The 14589-nt window shown below is 64.7% G+C and carries 14 protein-coding genes; 7 read left to right on the top strand and 7 right to left on the bottom strand.

The features are described 5' to 3' along the window. Positions 1 to 36 precede the first annotated feature (36 nt). On the bottom strand, positions 37 to 957 hold the full coding sequence (locus LOY51_RS00175; protein WP_125857000.1) for a choline sulfate utilization transcriptional regulator: 921 nt from the start codon (positions 955 to 957) through the stop codon (positions 37 to 39). A 109-nt stretch (positions 958 to 1066) separates the two neighbouring features. Between LOY51_RS00175 and betC the strand changes: the two genes are divergently transcribed. From betC to LOY51_RS00160, 3 genes are all read left to right on the top strand, one after another. Further along, entirely contained in the window at positions 1067 to 2584 is a 1518-nt protein-coding gene (betC, locus tag LOY51_RS00170; protein ID WP_258643850.1) for a choline-sulfatase, read from the top strand. A gap of 14 nt (positions 2585 to 2598) precedes the next feature. Beyond that, on the top strand, positions 2599 to 3522 hold the full coding sequence (choX, locus tag LOY51_RS00165; protein WP_125856998.1) for a choline ABC transporter substrate-binding protein: 924 nt from the start codon (positions 2599 to 2601) through the stop codon (positions 3520 to 3522). Positions 3523 to 3664: 142 nt separating this feature from the next. Then, positions 3665 to 5230 carry a SulP family inorganic anion transporter gene (locus LOY51_RS00160; RefSeq protein ID WP_258643847.1) on the top strand — a complete coding sequence of 522 codons (1566 nt, stop codon included), beginning with the start codon at positions 3665 to 3667 and terminating at the stop codon, positions 5228 to 5230. A 145-nt stretch (positions 5231 to 5375) separates the two neighbouring features. Here the strand turns inward: LOY51_RS00160 and aroE are convergent, their stop codons facing one another. Both aroE and hemF read right to left on the bottom strand, forming a co-directional pair. Continuing rightward, on the bottom strand, positions 5376 to 6200 hold the full coding sequence (gene aroE / locus LOY51_RS00155) for a shikimate dehydrogenase (protein ID WP_258643845.1): 825 nt from the start codon (positions 6198 to 6200) through the stop codon (positions 5376 to 5378). 25 nt (positions 6201 to 6225) lie between these two features. After that, positions 6226 to 7137 (bottom strand): oxygen-dependent coproporphyrinogen oxidase, encoded by a 912-nt coding sequence (gene hemF, locus LOY51_RS00150; protein ID WP_046853587.1) that lies wholly within the window; start codon positions 7135 to 7137, stop codon positions 6226 to 6228. Positions 7138 to 7269: 132 nt separating this feature from the next. Here hemF and LOY51_RS00145 point away from each other — a divergent pair, with 132 nt between their 5' ends. Continuing rightward, positions 7270 to 8247, top strand: coding sequence for an NADPH:quinone reductase (locus tag LOY51_RS00145; RefSeq protein WP_258643842.1), 978 nt, complete (start codon positions 7270 to 7272; stop codon positions 8245 to 8247). 83 nt (positions 8248 to 8330) lie between these two features. On the opposite strand, the gene LOY51_RS00140 is transcribed toward LOY51_RS00145, so the two are convergent. From LOY51_RS00140 to dprA, 4 genes are all read right to left on the bottom strand, one after another. Further along, positions 8331 to 8639 carry a DUF3077 domain-containing protein gene (locus tag LOY51_RS00140; protein ID WP_258643841.1) on the bottom strand — a complete coding sequence of 103 codons (309 nt, stop codon included), beginning with the start codon at positions 8637 to 8639 and terminating at the stop codon, positions 8331 to 8333. Positions 8640 to 9115: 476 nt separating this feature from the next. Beyond that, positions 9116 to 9559 (bottom strand): hypothetical protein, encoded by a 444-nt coding sequence (locus LOY51_RS00135; RefSeq protein WP_110994083.1) that lies wholly within the window; start codon positions 9557 to 9559, stop codon positions 9116 to 9118. Positions 9560 to 9875: 316 nt separating this feature from the next. Next, on the bottom strand, positions 9876 to 10433 hold the full coding sequence (tsaC, locus tag LOY51_RS00130) for an L-threonylcarbamoyladenylate synthase type 1 TsaC (RefSeq protein WP_153786827.1): 558 nt from the start codon (positions 10431 to 10433) through the stop codon (positions 9876 to 9878). A gap of 39 nt (positions 10434 to 10472) precedes the next feature. Next, entirely contained in the window at positions 10473 to 11570 is a 1098-nt protein-coding gene (gene dprA / locus LOY51_RS00125) for a DNA-processing protein DprA (RefSeq protein ID WP_125856992.1), read from the bottom strand. Between the two features lie 209 nt (positions 11571 to 11779). On the opposite strand from dprA, the gene def reads away from it, so the two are divergent. The 3 genes from def (at position 11780) to rsmB (ending at position 14585) form a co-directional block, all read left to right on the top strand. After that, on the top strand, positions 11780 to 12286 hold the full coding sequence (gene def, locus LOY51_RS00120; RefSeq protein WP_258643839.1) for a peptide deformylase: 507 nt from the start codon (positions 11780 to 11782) through the stop codon (positions 12284 to 12286). Positions 12287 to 12348: 62 nt separating this feature from the next. Then, positions 12349 to 13281 (top strand): methionyl-tRNA formyltransferase, encoded by a 933-nt coding sequence (fmt, locus tag LOY51_RS00115; RefSeq protein WP_125462036.1) that lies wholly within the window; start codon positions 12349 to 12351, stop codon positions 13279 to 13281. Beyond that, positions 13278 to 14585, top strand: coding sequence for a 16S rRNA (cytosine(967)-C(5))-methyltransferase RsmB (rsmB, locus tag LOY51_RS00110; protein ID WP_258643836.1), 1308 nt, complete (start codon positions 13278 to 13280; stop codon positions 14583 to 14585). Before fmt ends, rsmB begins: the two co-directional genes overlap by 4 nt. Positions 14586 to 14589 lie beyond the last annotated feature (4 nt).

The following is a 14589-nucleotide window of genomic DNA, read 5'->3' as shown; positions in this document are numbered from 1 at the left end:
CACCGGCTGCGCCGGTGTTCGCGGCTAAAGCCGCTCCTACAAATTGCGCGACAAGTCAGGGCGGCCGCGCTCCTGCTCCAGCCAGTCCACAAACCGTTCGATCAAGGCCCCACGCCGTTTGCGCGGCGGCAGCACCGCGTAATACCCCCGCTTCGAGCGCAAACTCCCTTCCAATGGCCGACACAACAACCCCTGCTCGACCAGCCCATCAACCAGGTGCGCCCAGCCAATCGCCACCCCTTGCCCGGCAATCGCCGCCTGAATCAACAGGGTGTAGTTGTCGAACCGCAACTGCCCGGCCGGTGGCGGGCTGTCCACGCCAAACCCGCGAAACACCCCCGCCCAGTCGAACCAGCGGCTGGCCTGCTCACCCCGCAAATGGAGCAGGGGCAATCGTTGCAAAGCCACGGCTGACAAGGGTTTGCCATGAATCAGCCGAGGGCTGCACACCGGGAAAACTTCCTCATCGAACAGCCAGCGGCTCTCGCCCTGATGGAAGCGCCCATCGCCGAACAGCACCGCCACATCGATGTCCGGGCGCAACATCGCCTGGCTGCGCTCGCCGGTTACCAAGCTCACGTCCACCTGTGGATAAGCCTCATGAAAACGCTGCAGGCGCGGCATCAGCCAGAACGCCGCAAAGGCGAAGTCGGTAGCCACCTGCAGCACCTCGCGCTGGCCGCGCCCACTGGCTTGGGCAACGCCATCGTCCATCGCCTGCAAGCCCTGGTGCACCTGCTCGAACAACAGCAAGCCTGCCTCGGTCAGCTCGATACCCCGGTAGATCCGGTCGAACAAGCGCGTGCCCAGCTGCGCCTCCAGGCGCTTCATCTGCTGGCTGACCGCCGGCTGGGTGGTGCCCAGTTCCACGGCGGCAGCGGTGAAGCTGCGCAGGCGGGCGGCGGCCTCGAACACGCGCAGGGTGTCGAGGGGCAGGTCGGCAAGGTGCTCAAACATAAGCTTGGCTAATCCCAGTCATTGCCCGGCATGGGCTTTACCCCTGTTATCCACAGCCGCATGCTGGATTGCAAGTGGTACCCATAACCCTCGACGATGGAAGGCCCCCATGAAGCGACCCAACATCCTGTTCATCATGGCCGATCAGATGGCCGCACCCTTGCTGCCGATCTACAACCCGTCGCCGATCAAGATGCCCAACCTGGCCCGCCTCGCCGAGCAGGCCGTGGTGTTCGACAGTGCCTACTGCAACAGCCCGTTGTGCGCGCCGTCGCGCTTCACCCTGGTCAGCGGCCAGTTGCCCAGCCGCATCGGCGCCTATGACAATGCCGCCGACTTCCCCGCCGACATACCCACCTACGCCCACTACCTGCGCCGCCTCGGCTACCGCACCGCGCTGTCGGGCAAGATGCACTTCTGCGGCCCGGACCAGTTGCACGGCTACGAACAACGGCTGACCAGCGACATCTACCCGGCCGACTACGGCTGGGCGGTGAACTGGGACGCCCCCGACCAGCGCCCGAGCTGGTACCACAACATGTCCTCGGTGCTGCAGGCCGGGCCCTGCGTGCGCACCAACCAGCTGGATTTCGATGAAGAGGTGGTGTTCAAGGCGCGCCAATACCTCTACGACCATGTACGCGAGGATGACGGCCGGCCGTTCTGCCTGACCGTCTCCATGACCCACCCCCACGACCCCTACACCATTCCCAAGCGCTACTGGGACCTGTACCAGGATGTGGATATCCCACTGCCGCGGGACGAAATCGCCCAGGCCGAGCAGGACCCACACTCGCAACGCCTGCTCAAGGTCTACGACCTGTGGAACAAGCCGCTGCCGGTGGACAAGATCCGCGACGCCCGCCGCGCCTACTTCGGCGCCTGCAGCTACATCGACGACAACATCGGCAAACTGCTGCAGACCCTCGAGGACTGTGGCCTGGCCGACGACACCCTGATCGTGTTTTCCGGCGACCACGGCGACATGCTTGGCGAGCGCGGGCTCTGGTACAAGATGCACTGGTTCGAGATGTCGGCGCGGGTGCCGCTGTTGATCCATGCGCCCAAGCGCTTCGAGCCGGCCCGCGTCAGCGCCAGCGTCTCCACCTGCGACCTGCTGCCAACCCTGGTGGAACTTGCCGGAGGCGCTGTGGATAACCACCTCCACCTGGACGGCCGTTCGCTGCTCGGCCACCTGCAAGGGCAGGGCGGGCATGACGAGGTGATCGGCGAATACATGGCCGAAGGCACGGTCGGCCCGCTGATGATGATCCGCCGTGGCGCCTACAAGTTCGTGTACAGCGAGGACGACCCCTGTTTACTCTACGACCTGAGCCGCGACCCGCACGAGCGGGAGAACCTCACCGGCAGCCCGGACCACCAGGCGCTGCTGCAGGCATTTGTCGATGAAGCCAGGCAACGCTGGTACATCCCCGCGCTGCGCCAGCAGGTGCTGGCCAGCCAGCGCCGCCGCCGCCTGGTGGCCGAGGCGCTGGCCATCGGCACGCTGAAGAGCTGGGACCACCAACCGCTGGTGGACGCCAGCCAACAGTACATGCGCAACCACATCGATCTCGACGACCTCGAGCGCAAGGCACGTTATCCACAGCCCGCACCCCTGGATTGAGAAGAGAGGCCGCCATGCAGAAGTTCTCCACCGCCGTGCTCGCCCTGGCCCTGAGCCTGGGCACGGCCCACGCCGCCGACAGCGATGCGCAATGCAGCACCGTTAAACTGGCCGACCCCGGCTGGAGCGATATCGCCAGCACTAACGCCCTGGCCCGGCTGCTGCTGGAAAGCCTGGGTTACCAGGTGAAGATCGACAGCCTGGCCGTGCCGATCATCTACGGCGGCCTCAAGGATGGCCGGGTGGATGCCTTCCTCGGCAACTGGATGCCGGCGCAGCAGGGCTTCCATGACAAGTTCATCGCCAATGGCGATGTGCAGCAACTGGCGAAAAACCTGCAAGGCACCGAGTTCACCCTGGCGGTGCCTGACTATGTATGGAACGCGGGCGTGAAGGACTTCGCCGACCTGCAAAAGCATGCCGAGCAGTTCGACAAGAAGCTCTACGGCATTGGTTCGGGCGCGCCGGCCAACCTGTCGCTGAAAGAGATCATCGACAAGAACGAGTTCGACCTGGGGCAGTGGAAACTGGTCGAGTCCAGCGAGCAGGCAATGCTGGCGCAGGTGGACCGGGCGGTGAAGAAGCAGCAGTTCATTACCTTCCTTGGCTGGACCCCGCACCCGATGAACGTGAAGCTGAAAATGCATTACCTCACGGGAGGGGAGAAATGGTTCGGCAGCAAGGGCGATGTTTACACCCTGACCCGCAAGGGATATCCACAAGCGTGCCCGAATGCGGCGAAGCTGCTGGGCAACCTGAAGTTCTCGCTGGACATGGAGAACAGCATCATGGCTGAGGTTGTGGATAAGAAGATGAGCTTCGATGAGGCGGCCAGGGCTTGGGTGAAGGCGCATCCTGAGCTGTTGGATGCCTGGCTCGCAGGAGTGACTACCAAAGCGGGCGAGGATGCCCAAAAAACCGTAATAGCTAAACTGTGATCCGCTGAGCGAGACATAGTCCCTGTGGGAGCGGGTTCACCCGCGAACACCGGCAGAGCCGGTGCCATGCACCGCGGTGCTTGCTTCGCGGGTGAACCCGCTCCCACAGGGCTGGTGAAATCTTCAGGAATCCTTATTCCCCATGCCCCGCCTTAGCCACCTGCTGCCCTTCCTCACCTGGCTGCCCCGCCAATCGGGCCGCAGCCTGCGCCAGGACCTGCTGGTGGGCCTGAGCGGCGCCATCCTCGCCCTGCCGCAGTCCATCGCCTACGCCCTGATCGCCGGCCTGCCCGCCGAATACGGCCTGTATGCGGCCATAGTCCCGGTGCTGATCGCCTGCCTGTGGGGCTCGTCCTGGCACCTGATCTGCGGCCCCACTGCCGCCATTTCCATCGTCCTCTACGCCAGTATCAGCCCGCTGGCCGTGGCCGGCAGCGCCGACTACGTGACCCTGGTGCTGTTGCTGACCTTCCTCGGCGGCCTCTTCCAATTGCTGCTAGGGCTTTTGCGCTTCGGTGCGCTGGTCAATTTCGTCTCCCATTCGGTGGTGCTCGGTTTTACCCTCGGCGCCGCCATCGTCATCGCCCTTGGCCAACTGCCGAACCTGCTGGGGATGGACCTGCCAAGCCAGGCCACGGCGCTCAGGACCGTGCAGGACCTGGCCGGGAACCTTGGCGAAGTGGATATGCCCTCGCTCGCCCTGGGCCTGGCCACGCTGGTGATCGGTATCGCTCTGAAGCTGTGGCGCCCGCGCTGGCCGAGCCTGTTGATAAGTCTGCTGCTGGTCAGCCTGATGGCCTGGCTGCTTCCTGCAGTGTTCGGCCATGTGCCACGGGTGCCGGCCTTCTCCGGCCAGCTACCGCCGCTGAGCCCACTGCCGCTGTTGGATGTGGAGCTGATGCTGCGCCTGCTGCCCAGCGCCGTGGCGGTCGGCATGCTCGGGCTGGTCACCAGCCTGTCCATCGCCCGCTCGTTGTCCGCACGCTCGGAACAGTTGATCGACGCCAACCAGGAAATCCGCGCCCAGGGGCTGTCGAACATCGTGGGGGCGTTCTTCTCCGGGTACCTATCCTCCGGCTCGTTCACCCGTTCGGGGTTGAGTTATGACGCCGGCGCCCGTTCGCCGCTGGCCGGGGTGTTCTCGGCGTTGTGGGTGGCGCTGTTCGCCGTGACCGGCGCCGGGCTGATCGCCCATCTGCCGATCCCGGCGATGGCGGGGAGCATCCTGCTGATCTGCTGGGGGCTGGTGGACCATCGCGGCATTCGCGCGCTGTTCCGGGTCAGCCGCTCGGAGTTCCTGGTGATGGCGCTGACGGCGGCCGCGACGCTGCTGCTGGAGCTGCAGACGGCGATCTATGCCGGGGTGCTGGCCTCGTTGTTCTTCTACCTCAAGCGCACGTCGCGGCCACGGGTGCAGCAGAGCCGGGAAGGGGAGGCGGATATCTTGCGGGTGGGCGGGTCGATCTTCTTCGGCGCGGCGCACTACCTGCAGGTGCGCCTGCAGCGCTGCCAGGGGCCGCATGTGGTGATCGATGCGCGGCAGGTGAACTTCATCGATTATTCGGGTGTGGATATGTTGCACCGCGAGGCGCGGCGGTTGCTGCGTAACGGCGGGAGCCTGACGTTGCAGCGGGCAAGGCCGCAGGTGGTGGAGGAGTTGCAGAAGCTGGAGGGGGTTGAGCTGTGCCCCATCCGATTTGAGGAATGAGCTTTGAAAGCCTGGGGCTGCTTTGCAGCCCTTTCGCTGGCAAGCCAGCTCCCACATGAACCGCGCTTTCCTCAAAGCTAGCGCTGTACCTGTGGGAGCTGGCTTGCCAGCGAATGGGCCGCAAAGCGGCCCCAAAATCTCGAATTCAGCCGCGAGCTAGCTGCCGGCGCAGCTCATCCAGCACCGGCCCGGTCTCCGGCCGAACCCCACGCCAGATAAAGAACGCCTCGGCTGCCTGCTCCGCCAGCATCCCCAACCCGTCCAGCACCTTCGCCGCGCCCAGCTTGCTCGCCCACTGGCAGAACGGCGTCGGTTCCTTGCCATACATCATGTCGTAGCAGACGGTACGTCCCGCTTCGACCAGGCTGTCGGCAATCGGCGGCAGCTCGCCAGCCAGGCTTGCCGAGGTGGCGTTGATGATCACGTCCACCGGCTCCTGCAACCAGCTGAAACCGCTGGCCACAACCGGCCCCAGCTCATCGAACTCACGGGCCAGTTGCTCGGCCTTCTCCACCGTGCGGTTGGCGATCACCAGCGACTGCGGCTTGTGCGCCAGGATCGGCTCCAGCACACCGCGCACCGCGCCACCGGCGCCGAGGATCAGGATGCGCTTGCCGGCCAATTCGACCCCGGCGTTGACGGTGAGGTCGCGCACCAACCCGGCGCCATCGGTGTTGTCGCCTTGCAACCGACCGTCGGCCAGTTTGGTCAGGGTGTTCACCGCGCCGGCACGCTGGGCGCGCGGGGTGAGGCTGTCGCACAGGCGGTAGGCCTCTTCCTTGAACGGCACAGTGACGTTGGCGCCGCTGCCTTGCTTGAAGAAGCCACGGGCGCAGTCGCTGAACTCGTCCAGCGGCGCCAGCAGGGTGGCGTACTCCAGGGCCTCGCCGGTCTGGTCGGCGAACAGGCGGTGGATCAACGGCGACTTGCTGTGGCCGATGGGGTTACCGAAAACGACGTACTGGTCCATGGTTGATCCTCGGTTATCCACAGGCTTACTGGGCGAGCCAGTCGCGGTCTTGCAGGAAGTACTCGGTCAGGCGCGCTTCTTCACTGCCAGGTTCGGCTTTCCAGTCGTAGCCCCAGCGCACTTGCGGCGGCAGCGACATCAGGATCGACTCGGTACGGCCACCGGACTGCAGGCCGAACAGGGTGCCACGGTCGTAGACCAGGTTGAACTCGACGTAGCGGCCACGGCGGTATTCCTGGAACTCGCGCTGCGCGGGGGTGTACGGCGTGCCCTTGCGGCGCTGGACGATCGGCAGGTAAGCCTCGACATAGGCGTCACCGATGGCGCGGATGAAGGCGAAGCAGGTGTCGAAGTCCCACTCGTTCAGGTCATCGAAGAACAGGCCGCCAATGCCGCGTGGCTCGCCACGGTGCTTGAGGTGGAAGTAGCGGTCGCACCAGGCCTTGTAGCGCGGGTACACGTCGGCGCCGAACGGCGCGCAGGCCTGCTCGGCCACGCGGTGCCAGTGCACGCAGTCTTCTTCATTGCCGTAGTACGGGGTCAGGTCGAAGCCGCCGCCGAACCACCACACGGCCTCTTCGCCTTCTTTTTCGGCGATGAAGAACCGCACGTTGGCGTGGGAAGTCGGCACATGCGGGTTGTGCGGGTGGATCACCAGTGACACGCCCAGCGCCTCGAAACCACGGCCCGCCAGCTCCGGGCGGTGGGCACTGGCCGACGGCGGCAGGCCGCTGCCGAACACGTGGGAGAAGTTGACGCCGCCTTTCTCGATCACCTTGCCGTCGCCGATCACCCGCGTGCGACCGCCGCCGCCGGCATCGCGCACCCAGGCATCCTCGACGAAGCGGGCGCCGCCGTCTTCGGTCTCGAGGGCAGTGCAGATGCGGTCTTGCAGGTCGAGCAGGTAGGCTTTCACGGCCTCGGTGCGGCTGGTCATCGGGTCACCTGGAAGGAGCGGGGAAAATTCGCCGCGTAGCATACCACCGGCAAACCCCGCGCCGCAGTTGACGGCGATCAAGCAAAGGCGTCCGATAGAAGGCCTTTGCGACCCTCAAGACAGGAGTGTGTGATGGCCAAGCGTATCCAGTTCAGCCAGCATGGCGGCCCGGAAGTGTTGCAGCTGGTGGAATTCGACCCGGCCCCGCCCGGCCCGCAGCAGGTGCGCGTGCGCAACCATGCAATCGGCCTGAATTTCATCGACACCTATTTCCGTGGCGGGCTGTATGCGCCGCCGTCGCTGCCTTCCGGGCTGGGTACCGAAGCGGCGGGGGTGGTCGAGGCAGTGGGTGAGGGCGTCAGCCGGATCAAGGTGGGCGACCGCGTGGCTTATGCCGGTGGGCCGCTGGGGGCCTACAGCGAGGTGCACACGCTGCCGGAGGCCAACCTGGTCAAGCTGCCGGAGGCGATCAGCTTCGAGCAGGCGGCGGCGGTGATGCTCAAGGGGCTGACCACGCAGTACCTGCTCAAGCAGACCTATGCCGTGCAGCCGGGTGATTTCGTGCTGTTCCATGCGGCTGCCGGTGGTGTGGGGTCGCTGGCTTGCCAATGGGCCAAAGCGTTGGGCGCCAAGCTGATCGGTACTGTCAGCTCTGCCGAGAAGGCCGAACGGGCCAAGGCGCTCGGGGCCTGGGCGACCATCGACTACAGCCGTGAAGACGTGGCCCAGCGGGTGCTGGAACTGACCGACGGTCAGAAATGCCCGGTGGTGTATGACGGCGTGGGCGCGGATACCTGGCTGACTTCGCTGGACTGCCTGAAGCCGCGTGGGTTGATGGTGAGCTTCGGCAATGCCTCTGGCGCGGTGACCGGGGTGAACCTGGGGATTTTGTCGCAGAAGGGTTCGCTGTATGTCACCCGGCCGACGCTGGCGAGCTATGCCAACAACGCCGAGAACACCCAGGCCATGGCCGATGACCTGTTCGCGATGATCGCCAGCGGCAAGCTGGTGGTGGATATCCAGCAGCGGTATCCGTTGAGTGAGGCGGCCAGGGCGCAGAGCGAGTTGGCGGCTCGGCGGACTGTCGGGTCGACTGTTCTGCTGCCTTGAAGGCCCTATCGCGGGGCAAGCCCGCTCCCACGCCATGACTAGAGATCGGCGTGGGAGCGGGCTTGCCCCGCGATTGCGTCAGCTCAGCCGGTGGAATTCTTGGCCGGTGGCGCCGACTCGATGCCCTCAAGCATCGCCTCCACCAACCCCTCCGCCATTTCCAGCGAATGCAGGCTGGACCAGTACATGCCCCGCCCCTCATCCCGCAGGTGGTCGAGCGCCTTGATGCCGGTGTCGTAGGCGCAGCGCAGGTAAAGCGCTACATGCACCAAGGCGTCGTGTGCTGGGACATCAGGGTTCACGGAAAAGAGGGGCGGATGGCCGGCATCGCAGCGGCCGAAGGGGTGGGCAGAGGTGTTGGGGAGGGGTGGATCCGGGACGATTTTCTTCATGGTTTGCTCCAGAGCTGGAGCTGACACCTGTCCGTTACCACACGGTTGGGTGGCAGCTGTACGCGGAGTGGTAAACCGGACTGGAGACACTTCCGGCAGGCAAAAGCCTCCCGCGCACAGCCGCCATAAGCTGCAGTGCTCCAGAACTACCGGGTTACCACACCCGATCGCCAAGTTATTCGGCGACGGTCTGGAGCCTAGAAGTAGGTGTTCCCAGTGAGAAGGTGATGGCAGCGGACGCGGATCGTAGGATATTTCTCTATTCGCAAGCTGGACAGCATGTTCGGCAAAATCAGAAAACTCTGAATTCAGCCAAAACCTTGAATAAGGCGCTGCGACACGCGAGAGATAGGGCCTCGCTTGACCGTACCGACTCTGAGGCGTAGCCTTTCTCCCTGAGGTTGTGCTGGTGCGCCGGTTGAGTTTCAAGTTATCCGGGCGAGTGCTTCCTTACCCTTTGGCCGCTTAAGCGGCCATTATTTTTTGGGCTTGTTTCTATCCCCTTTAGGCACGATGGAATAGAGCTCCGCCTTGGGCTTGCGGGCCGTCAGTTCAAAAATCGCCTCATCATAGATTTCATTGCCATAGCCATCGTTTCGGCCAATCGTGCTGCGAAGAGCAGTCAGGTGCGTGGCACTCTTCAAAATCGATGTCGCAGCCAGCGCTGCCCTGATTTGCACAACCATGTCATCAATGGTGTATCCGTCTCGTATCACCCGGCTTCTGTAGGCATGACTGCCAATAAATACGATGCCCGGATCCTCAAGCAGGGGTAAACCCAGCCCGGCTTTCTGTCTGTTGATCGCCTCGAACTGATCTGCGGTAAATCTGCCTATCTCCACCGCCCTGACCCGATGGTTGGACGCTAGCTGCTGCAGATTCGCCCTTATCAGGTACTCGGCATTCTCGAATAGCGGCATTGCTCCGGATGCTCCCGCCGATTTGCGACGCACGGAGAGCAAGCTAGAGGCAGGGGTTCCTGTAGAGAAGTTGGCGACTTAGGACGGAGACAGTGGGAAGTTTCCCAATTGGTTGTCCAGGCAACCATTTGATGCGTCAGTTCAGCCAGTGGAATTCTTGGCCGCTGGCGCTGACTCAGAAAATGCTGAAGCTAGCACCGCCCCTGTGGGAGCTGGCTTGCCAGCGATAGGGCCAGTTCAGGCAATGATATTGCCCCTCCCGGCCTCATCGCTGGCAAGCCAGCTCCCACAAAGGTTGCTCACAGGGTTTAGGGCTTCAGCCCGGGCGCACAACCTCACCGGTTGCCAGATCCCGAATCAGGCTCGGATTCTTCCGCCCGCCCAAAGCCCCACCCAGCACCATGTCCAGCTGCTTGTGGAAATACTGCTCCACCCGCAACCGGCTCTTGGCCGCCGGGCGCCCGGCCGGGTTGCAGGAGGTGGAAATCAACGGCCCGACCAACGCGCACAGCTCACGCACCTGTGGATGATCACTGACCCGCAGCGCCACGCTGTCATGCTGCCCGGTCACCCACTCAGGCAGCAGGTCCTGGTGCGGTACCAACCAGGTGTTCGGCCCCGGCCAGGTGGCGGCCATGCGGTCGATCCAGTCCTGGGGGAAGTCCTCGAACAGGAAGTCGAACTGGTGGATGCTGTCAGCGACCAGGATCAGGCCTTTATCCACAGGCCGCGACTTGAGCGCCAGCAGGCGATACACCGCGTCTTCGTTCCACGGGTCGCAGCCCAGGCCCCAGACCGCTTCCGTTGGATAGGCGATCACCGCACCCGCCTTGATCTCACGCGCGGCTTGTTGCACACGCCAACTGCTCACCATTTGTTGTCACTCCACATATAAGCCTTGCGCGCAGTTTACTTAGCCGGACCTTGCAAACCAACGCCCGGCTTCATTACTCACCCGGCCCTCAAGCTCCAGCTCGGTCAGGCTGGCCAGCACCTGGGCCAACGGCTGGCCGCTGCTGTGGGCCAAGCCCTCGGTAGTGTGGGGCGCAGCATGGAGCAAGGCGAGCAGGGGATGGTCGGGTTTGCCCACAGGCGCGGGCGGCAGGTTCTGCCAGCCGCGCAGGCTGTCGAGGATCTGTTCCACGCTCTCCACCAGCAACGCGCCGTCGCGGATCAGTTGGTGACAGCCCTTGGCGCCGGGGTGGTGAATGGAACCGGGAATGGCATACACCTCACGCCCTTGTTCGGCGGCAAGCCGGGCGGTGATCAACGAGCCACTGGCAATGCTCGCCTCGACTACCAGCACACCCAGCGACAGCCCGCTGATGATCCGGTTACGCCGGGGGAAGTTGCCGGCCAACGGCCCGGCGTCCAAGGGGTACTCGGAAACCAGCGCGCTACCGCTGTCGAGCATCGCTCGGGCGAGGTCGCGGTGGCGCTGTGGATAAAGTTTTTGCAACCCCGTGCCGAGCACCCCGATAGTGTGCCCGCCAGCCTGCAATGCCGCCCGATGAGCGGCACCGTCAACGCCCAGCGCCAGCCCGCTGGTGATGGTGAAACCGGCTTGCGCAAGACAGCGCGAGAACGCACCTGCGGTATCCAGCGCCGGAGGTGAAGCACGCCTGCTGCCCACTATCGCCAACTGCGGGCGCTCCAGCAAAGCAGGGTCGCCCGCGACGAACAGCAAGGGCGGCGGGTCGTCGATTTCACCGAGCAACGCGGGATAGCCAGGCCCGTCCCACATCAGCAAATGCTGGCCCGGACGCTCTAACCAGGCCATTGCAGCCAATGCACCGTCGCGCACCTCGGGGCTGCGCCGGGCATCGATGCTGGCAGCAGGCAGCCCCAGCGCACGCCAGGCACTGGCCGGCGCGCTGAGTGCCGATGAGGCATTGCCGAAGGCTTCGATGAGGGTATGGAAACGGCGCAGCCCGGTGTCGGGGAGGCGATGCAGACGCAGCCGTGCCTCCAGCTCGGCAGGCGGGCAAGGCGACGAACGGGGTGTAGTCATAGGGGATCATCCTTGATCGAAAAGGGGCCATCGGCGTGGCACAAGCTGTGGATAACTGTGTTGATAACGCTTTGAAAAGCTGTCCATCAAATCGGCAATAAGCCGCCCTTTCACACCCTAGCCGAGCTTTCACAGGTGCCTTGGCCACCTTTTCCCTTTATTATGTGTGCTCAGTTTTCAACCGACCGCACAGTGACTGCCTGACCCCTATGGCTATTTTGAACATTCTCGAATTCCCCGATCCGCGCCTGCGTACCATTGCCAAACCGGTAACGGTGTTCGACGACGCCCTGCGTCAGCTGATCGACGACATGTTCGAAACCATGTACGAGGCCCCAGGCATCGGCCTGGCGGCGACCCAGGTCAACGTCCACCAGCAAGTCGTGGTGATGGACCTGAGCGAAGATCGCAGCGAGCCGCGCGTCTTCATCAACCCCACCGTCGAAGAACTGACCCACGACATGGGCCAGTACCAGGAAGGCTGCCTGTCGGTGCCGGGCTTCTACGAAAACGTCGACCGCCCGCTGCGCGTCCGGGTCAAGGCCCAGGACCGCGACGGCAAGCCCTACGAGCTCGAAGCCGAAGGCCTGCTGGCGGTGTGCGTGCAGCACGAATTCGATCACCTCAACGGCAAGCTGTTCGTCGACTACCTGTCGCAGCTCAAACGTGACCGGATCAAGAAGAAGCTGGAAAAGCAGCACCGCCAGCAAGCCTGATCCCCACCTTCCAGAAGGCTTGCTCCGGCAAGCCTTTTTCTTTTTCGAGAAGCGAGAACTCCATGCGCATCGTCTTTGCTGGCACCCCTGAGTTTGCCGCCGAACACCTCAAGGCCCTGCTCGACAGCCCGTACGAGATCGTGGCCGTCTACACCCAGCCGGACCGCCCCGCCGGCCGTGGCCAGAAGCTCATGCCGAGCGCGGTCAAGGCCCTGGCCGTGGCCCATGACATCCCGGTGTACCAGCCACAGACCCTGCGCAATGCCGATGCGCAGGCCGAGCTCGCCGCGCTGCAGCCGGACCTGATGGTGGTGGTCGCCTACGGCCTGATCCTGCCGCAAGCGGTGCTGGATATCCCGCGCCTGGGTTGCATCAACAGCCATGCCTCGCTGCTGCCGCGCTGGCGCGGTGCGGCACCGATCCAGCGTGCCGTGGAGGCGGGTGACGCCGAGAGCGGCGTGACCGTGATGCGCATGGAGGCTGGCCTGGATACCGGCCCGATGCTGCTCAAGGTGGTCACGCCAATCAGCGCCGACGACACCGGCGGCACCTTGCACGACCGCCTCGCCGAAATGGGCCCGCCTGCGGTGATCCAGGCCATCGCCGGCCTGGCCGATGGCAGCCTGCAAGGTGAAGTGCAGGACGATGCCCTGGCCACCTACGCACACAAGCTGAACAAAGACGAAGCGCGCATCGACTGGAGCCGTCCGGCCGTGGAGCTTGAGCGCCTGATCCGCGCCTTCAACCCTTGGCCTGTGTGCCACAGCACCCTGGACGGCGAAAGCGTGAAGGTACTGGCCGCCAAGTTGTCCACAGCCCAGGGCGCCCCGGGCGCAATCCTGTCGGCCAGCAAGGACGGCCTGGTGGTCGCCTGCGGTGAGCAGGCCCTGAGCCTGACCCGCCTGCAACTGCCGGGGGGCAAGGCCCTCAACTTCGCCGACCTGTTCAACAGCCGCCGCGAGAAATTCGCCAGTGGCAAGGTGCTCGGCCAATGAATCCACGTCTGGCTGCCGCCCGTGCCTTGGCCGCCGTGCTCAGCGGCAAGGCTTCGCTGAACAGCTCGCTACCTGCGCAACTGGACAAGGTCGATGATCGCGACCGTGGCCTCACCCAGGACCTGGCCTTCGGCACCGCCCGCTGGCAGCCGCGCCTGGACCTGCTGGCCGCACAACTGTTGCAAAAGCCGTTCAAAGCCGCCGACGCCGATGTGCAGGCGCTGCTGCTGGTCGGCCTGTACCAGCTGTTCTACACCCGCATCCCGGCCCACGCCGCCATCGGCGAAACCGTCGGCTGCGCCGACAAGCTGAAGAAGCCGTGGGCCAAGGCCCTGCTCAATGCCGTGCTGCGCCGCGCCCAACGTGAAGGCGAGGCACTGCTCGCCGACATGGAGCGCGACCCGGTGGTGCGCACAGCCCACCCGCGCTGGCTGCAGAAGTCGCTCAAGGCCTTCTGGCCGGAGCAATGGGAAGCCATCTGCGCCGCCAACAACGCCCACCCGCCGATGATCCTGCGCATCAACCGCCGCCATCACAGCCGCGACGCTTACCTCGCCCTGCTGGCCGAGGCCGGTATCCAGGCCAGCGCCTGCCAGTACAGCCGTGACGGCATCGTGCTGGCCGAAGCCTGCGACGTGCGCGGCCTGCCGGGCTTCGCCGAAGGTTGGGTCAGCGTGCAGGACGAAGCCGCGCAATTGTCCGCCGACCTGCTGGAGCTGGCCCCCGGCCAACGCGTGCTCGACGCCTGCTGCGCCCCGGGCGGCAAGACCTGCCACCTGCTCGAAGCCGAGCCGCAGCTTGCGCACATGGTCGCCATCGACCTCGAGGCCAAGCGCCTGACCCGCGTGCGCGAGAACCTCGACCGCCTCCAGCTCGATGCCGAGCTGATCGCCTGCGACGCCCGCGACACCGCCAGCTGGTGGGACGGCAAACAGTTCCAGCGCATCCTGCTCGACGCCCCCTGCTCGGCCACCGGCGTGATCCGCCGCCACCCGGACATCAAGCTGACCCGCCAGGCCGACGACATCCCGGCCCTGGCCGCGCTGCAAGGCGAACTGCTCGATGCCCTGTGGCCGACCCTGGAAGTGGGCGGCATGCTGCTGTACGCCACCTGCTCCAGCCTGCCCACCGAGAACACCGAAGTGATCGACGCCTTCCTGGCCCGCACCCCCGGTGCCCGCGAGCTGGACCTGGCGACCGAGGCCGGCCTGCGTCAGCCCCACGGGCGCCAGCTGCTGGCCCAGGAGGGCGGCCACGACGGTTTCTACTATGCCAAGCTGATCAAGATCGCCGCCTCGCGGTAAGCAC

It is taken from the genome of Pseudomonas sichuanensis, from assembly GCF_024749065.1.
In the GTDB taxonomy this organism is placed as follows: domain Bacteria; phylum Pseudomonadota; class Gammaproteobacteria; order Pseudomonadales; family Pseudomonadaceae; genus Aquipseudomonas; species Aquipseudomonas sichuanensis.
This window is presented reverse-complemented; position numbering and strand designations above follow the sequence as displayed.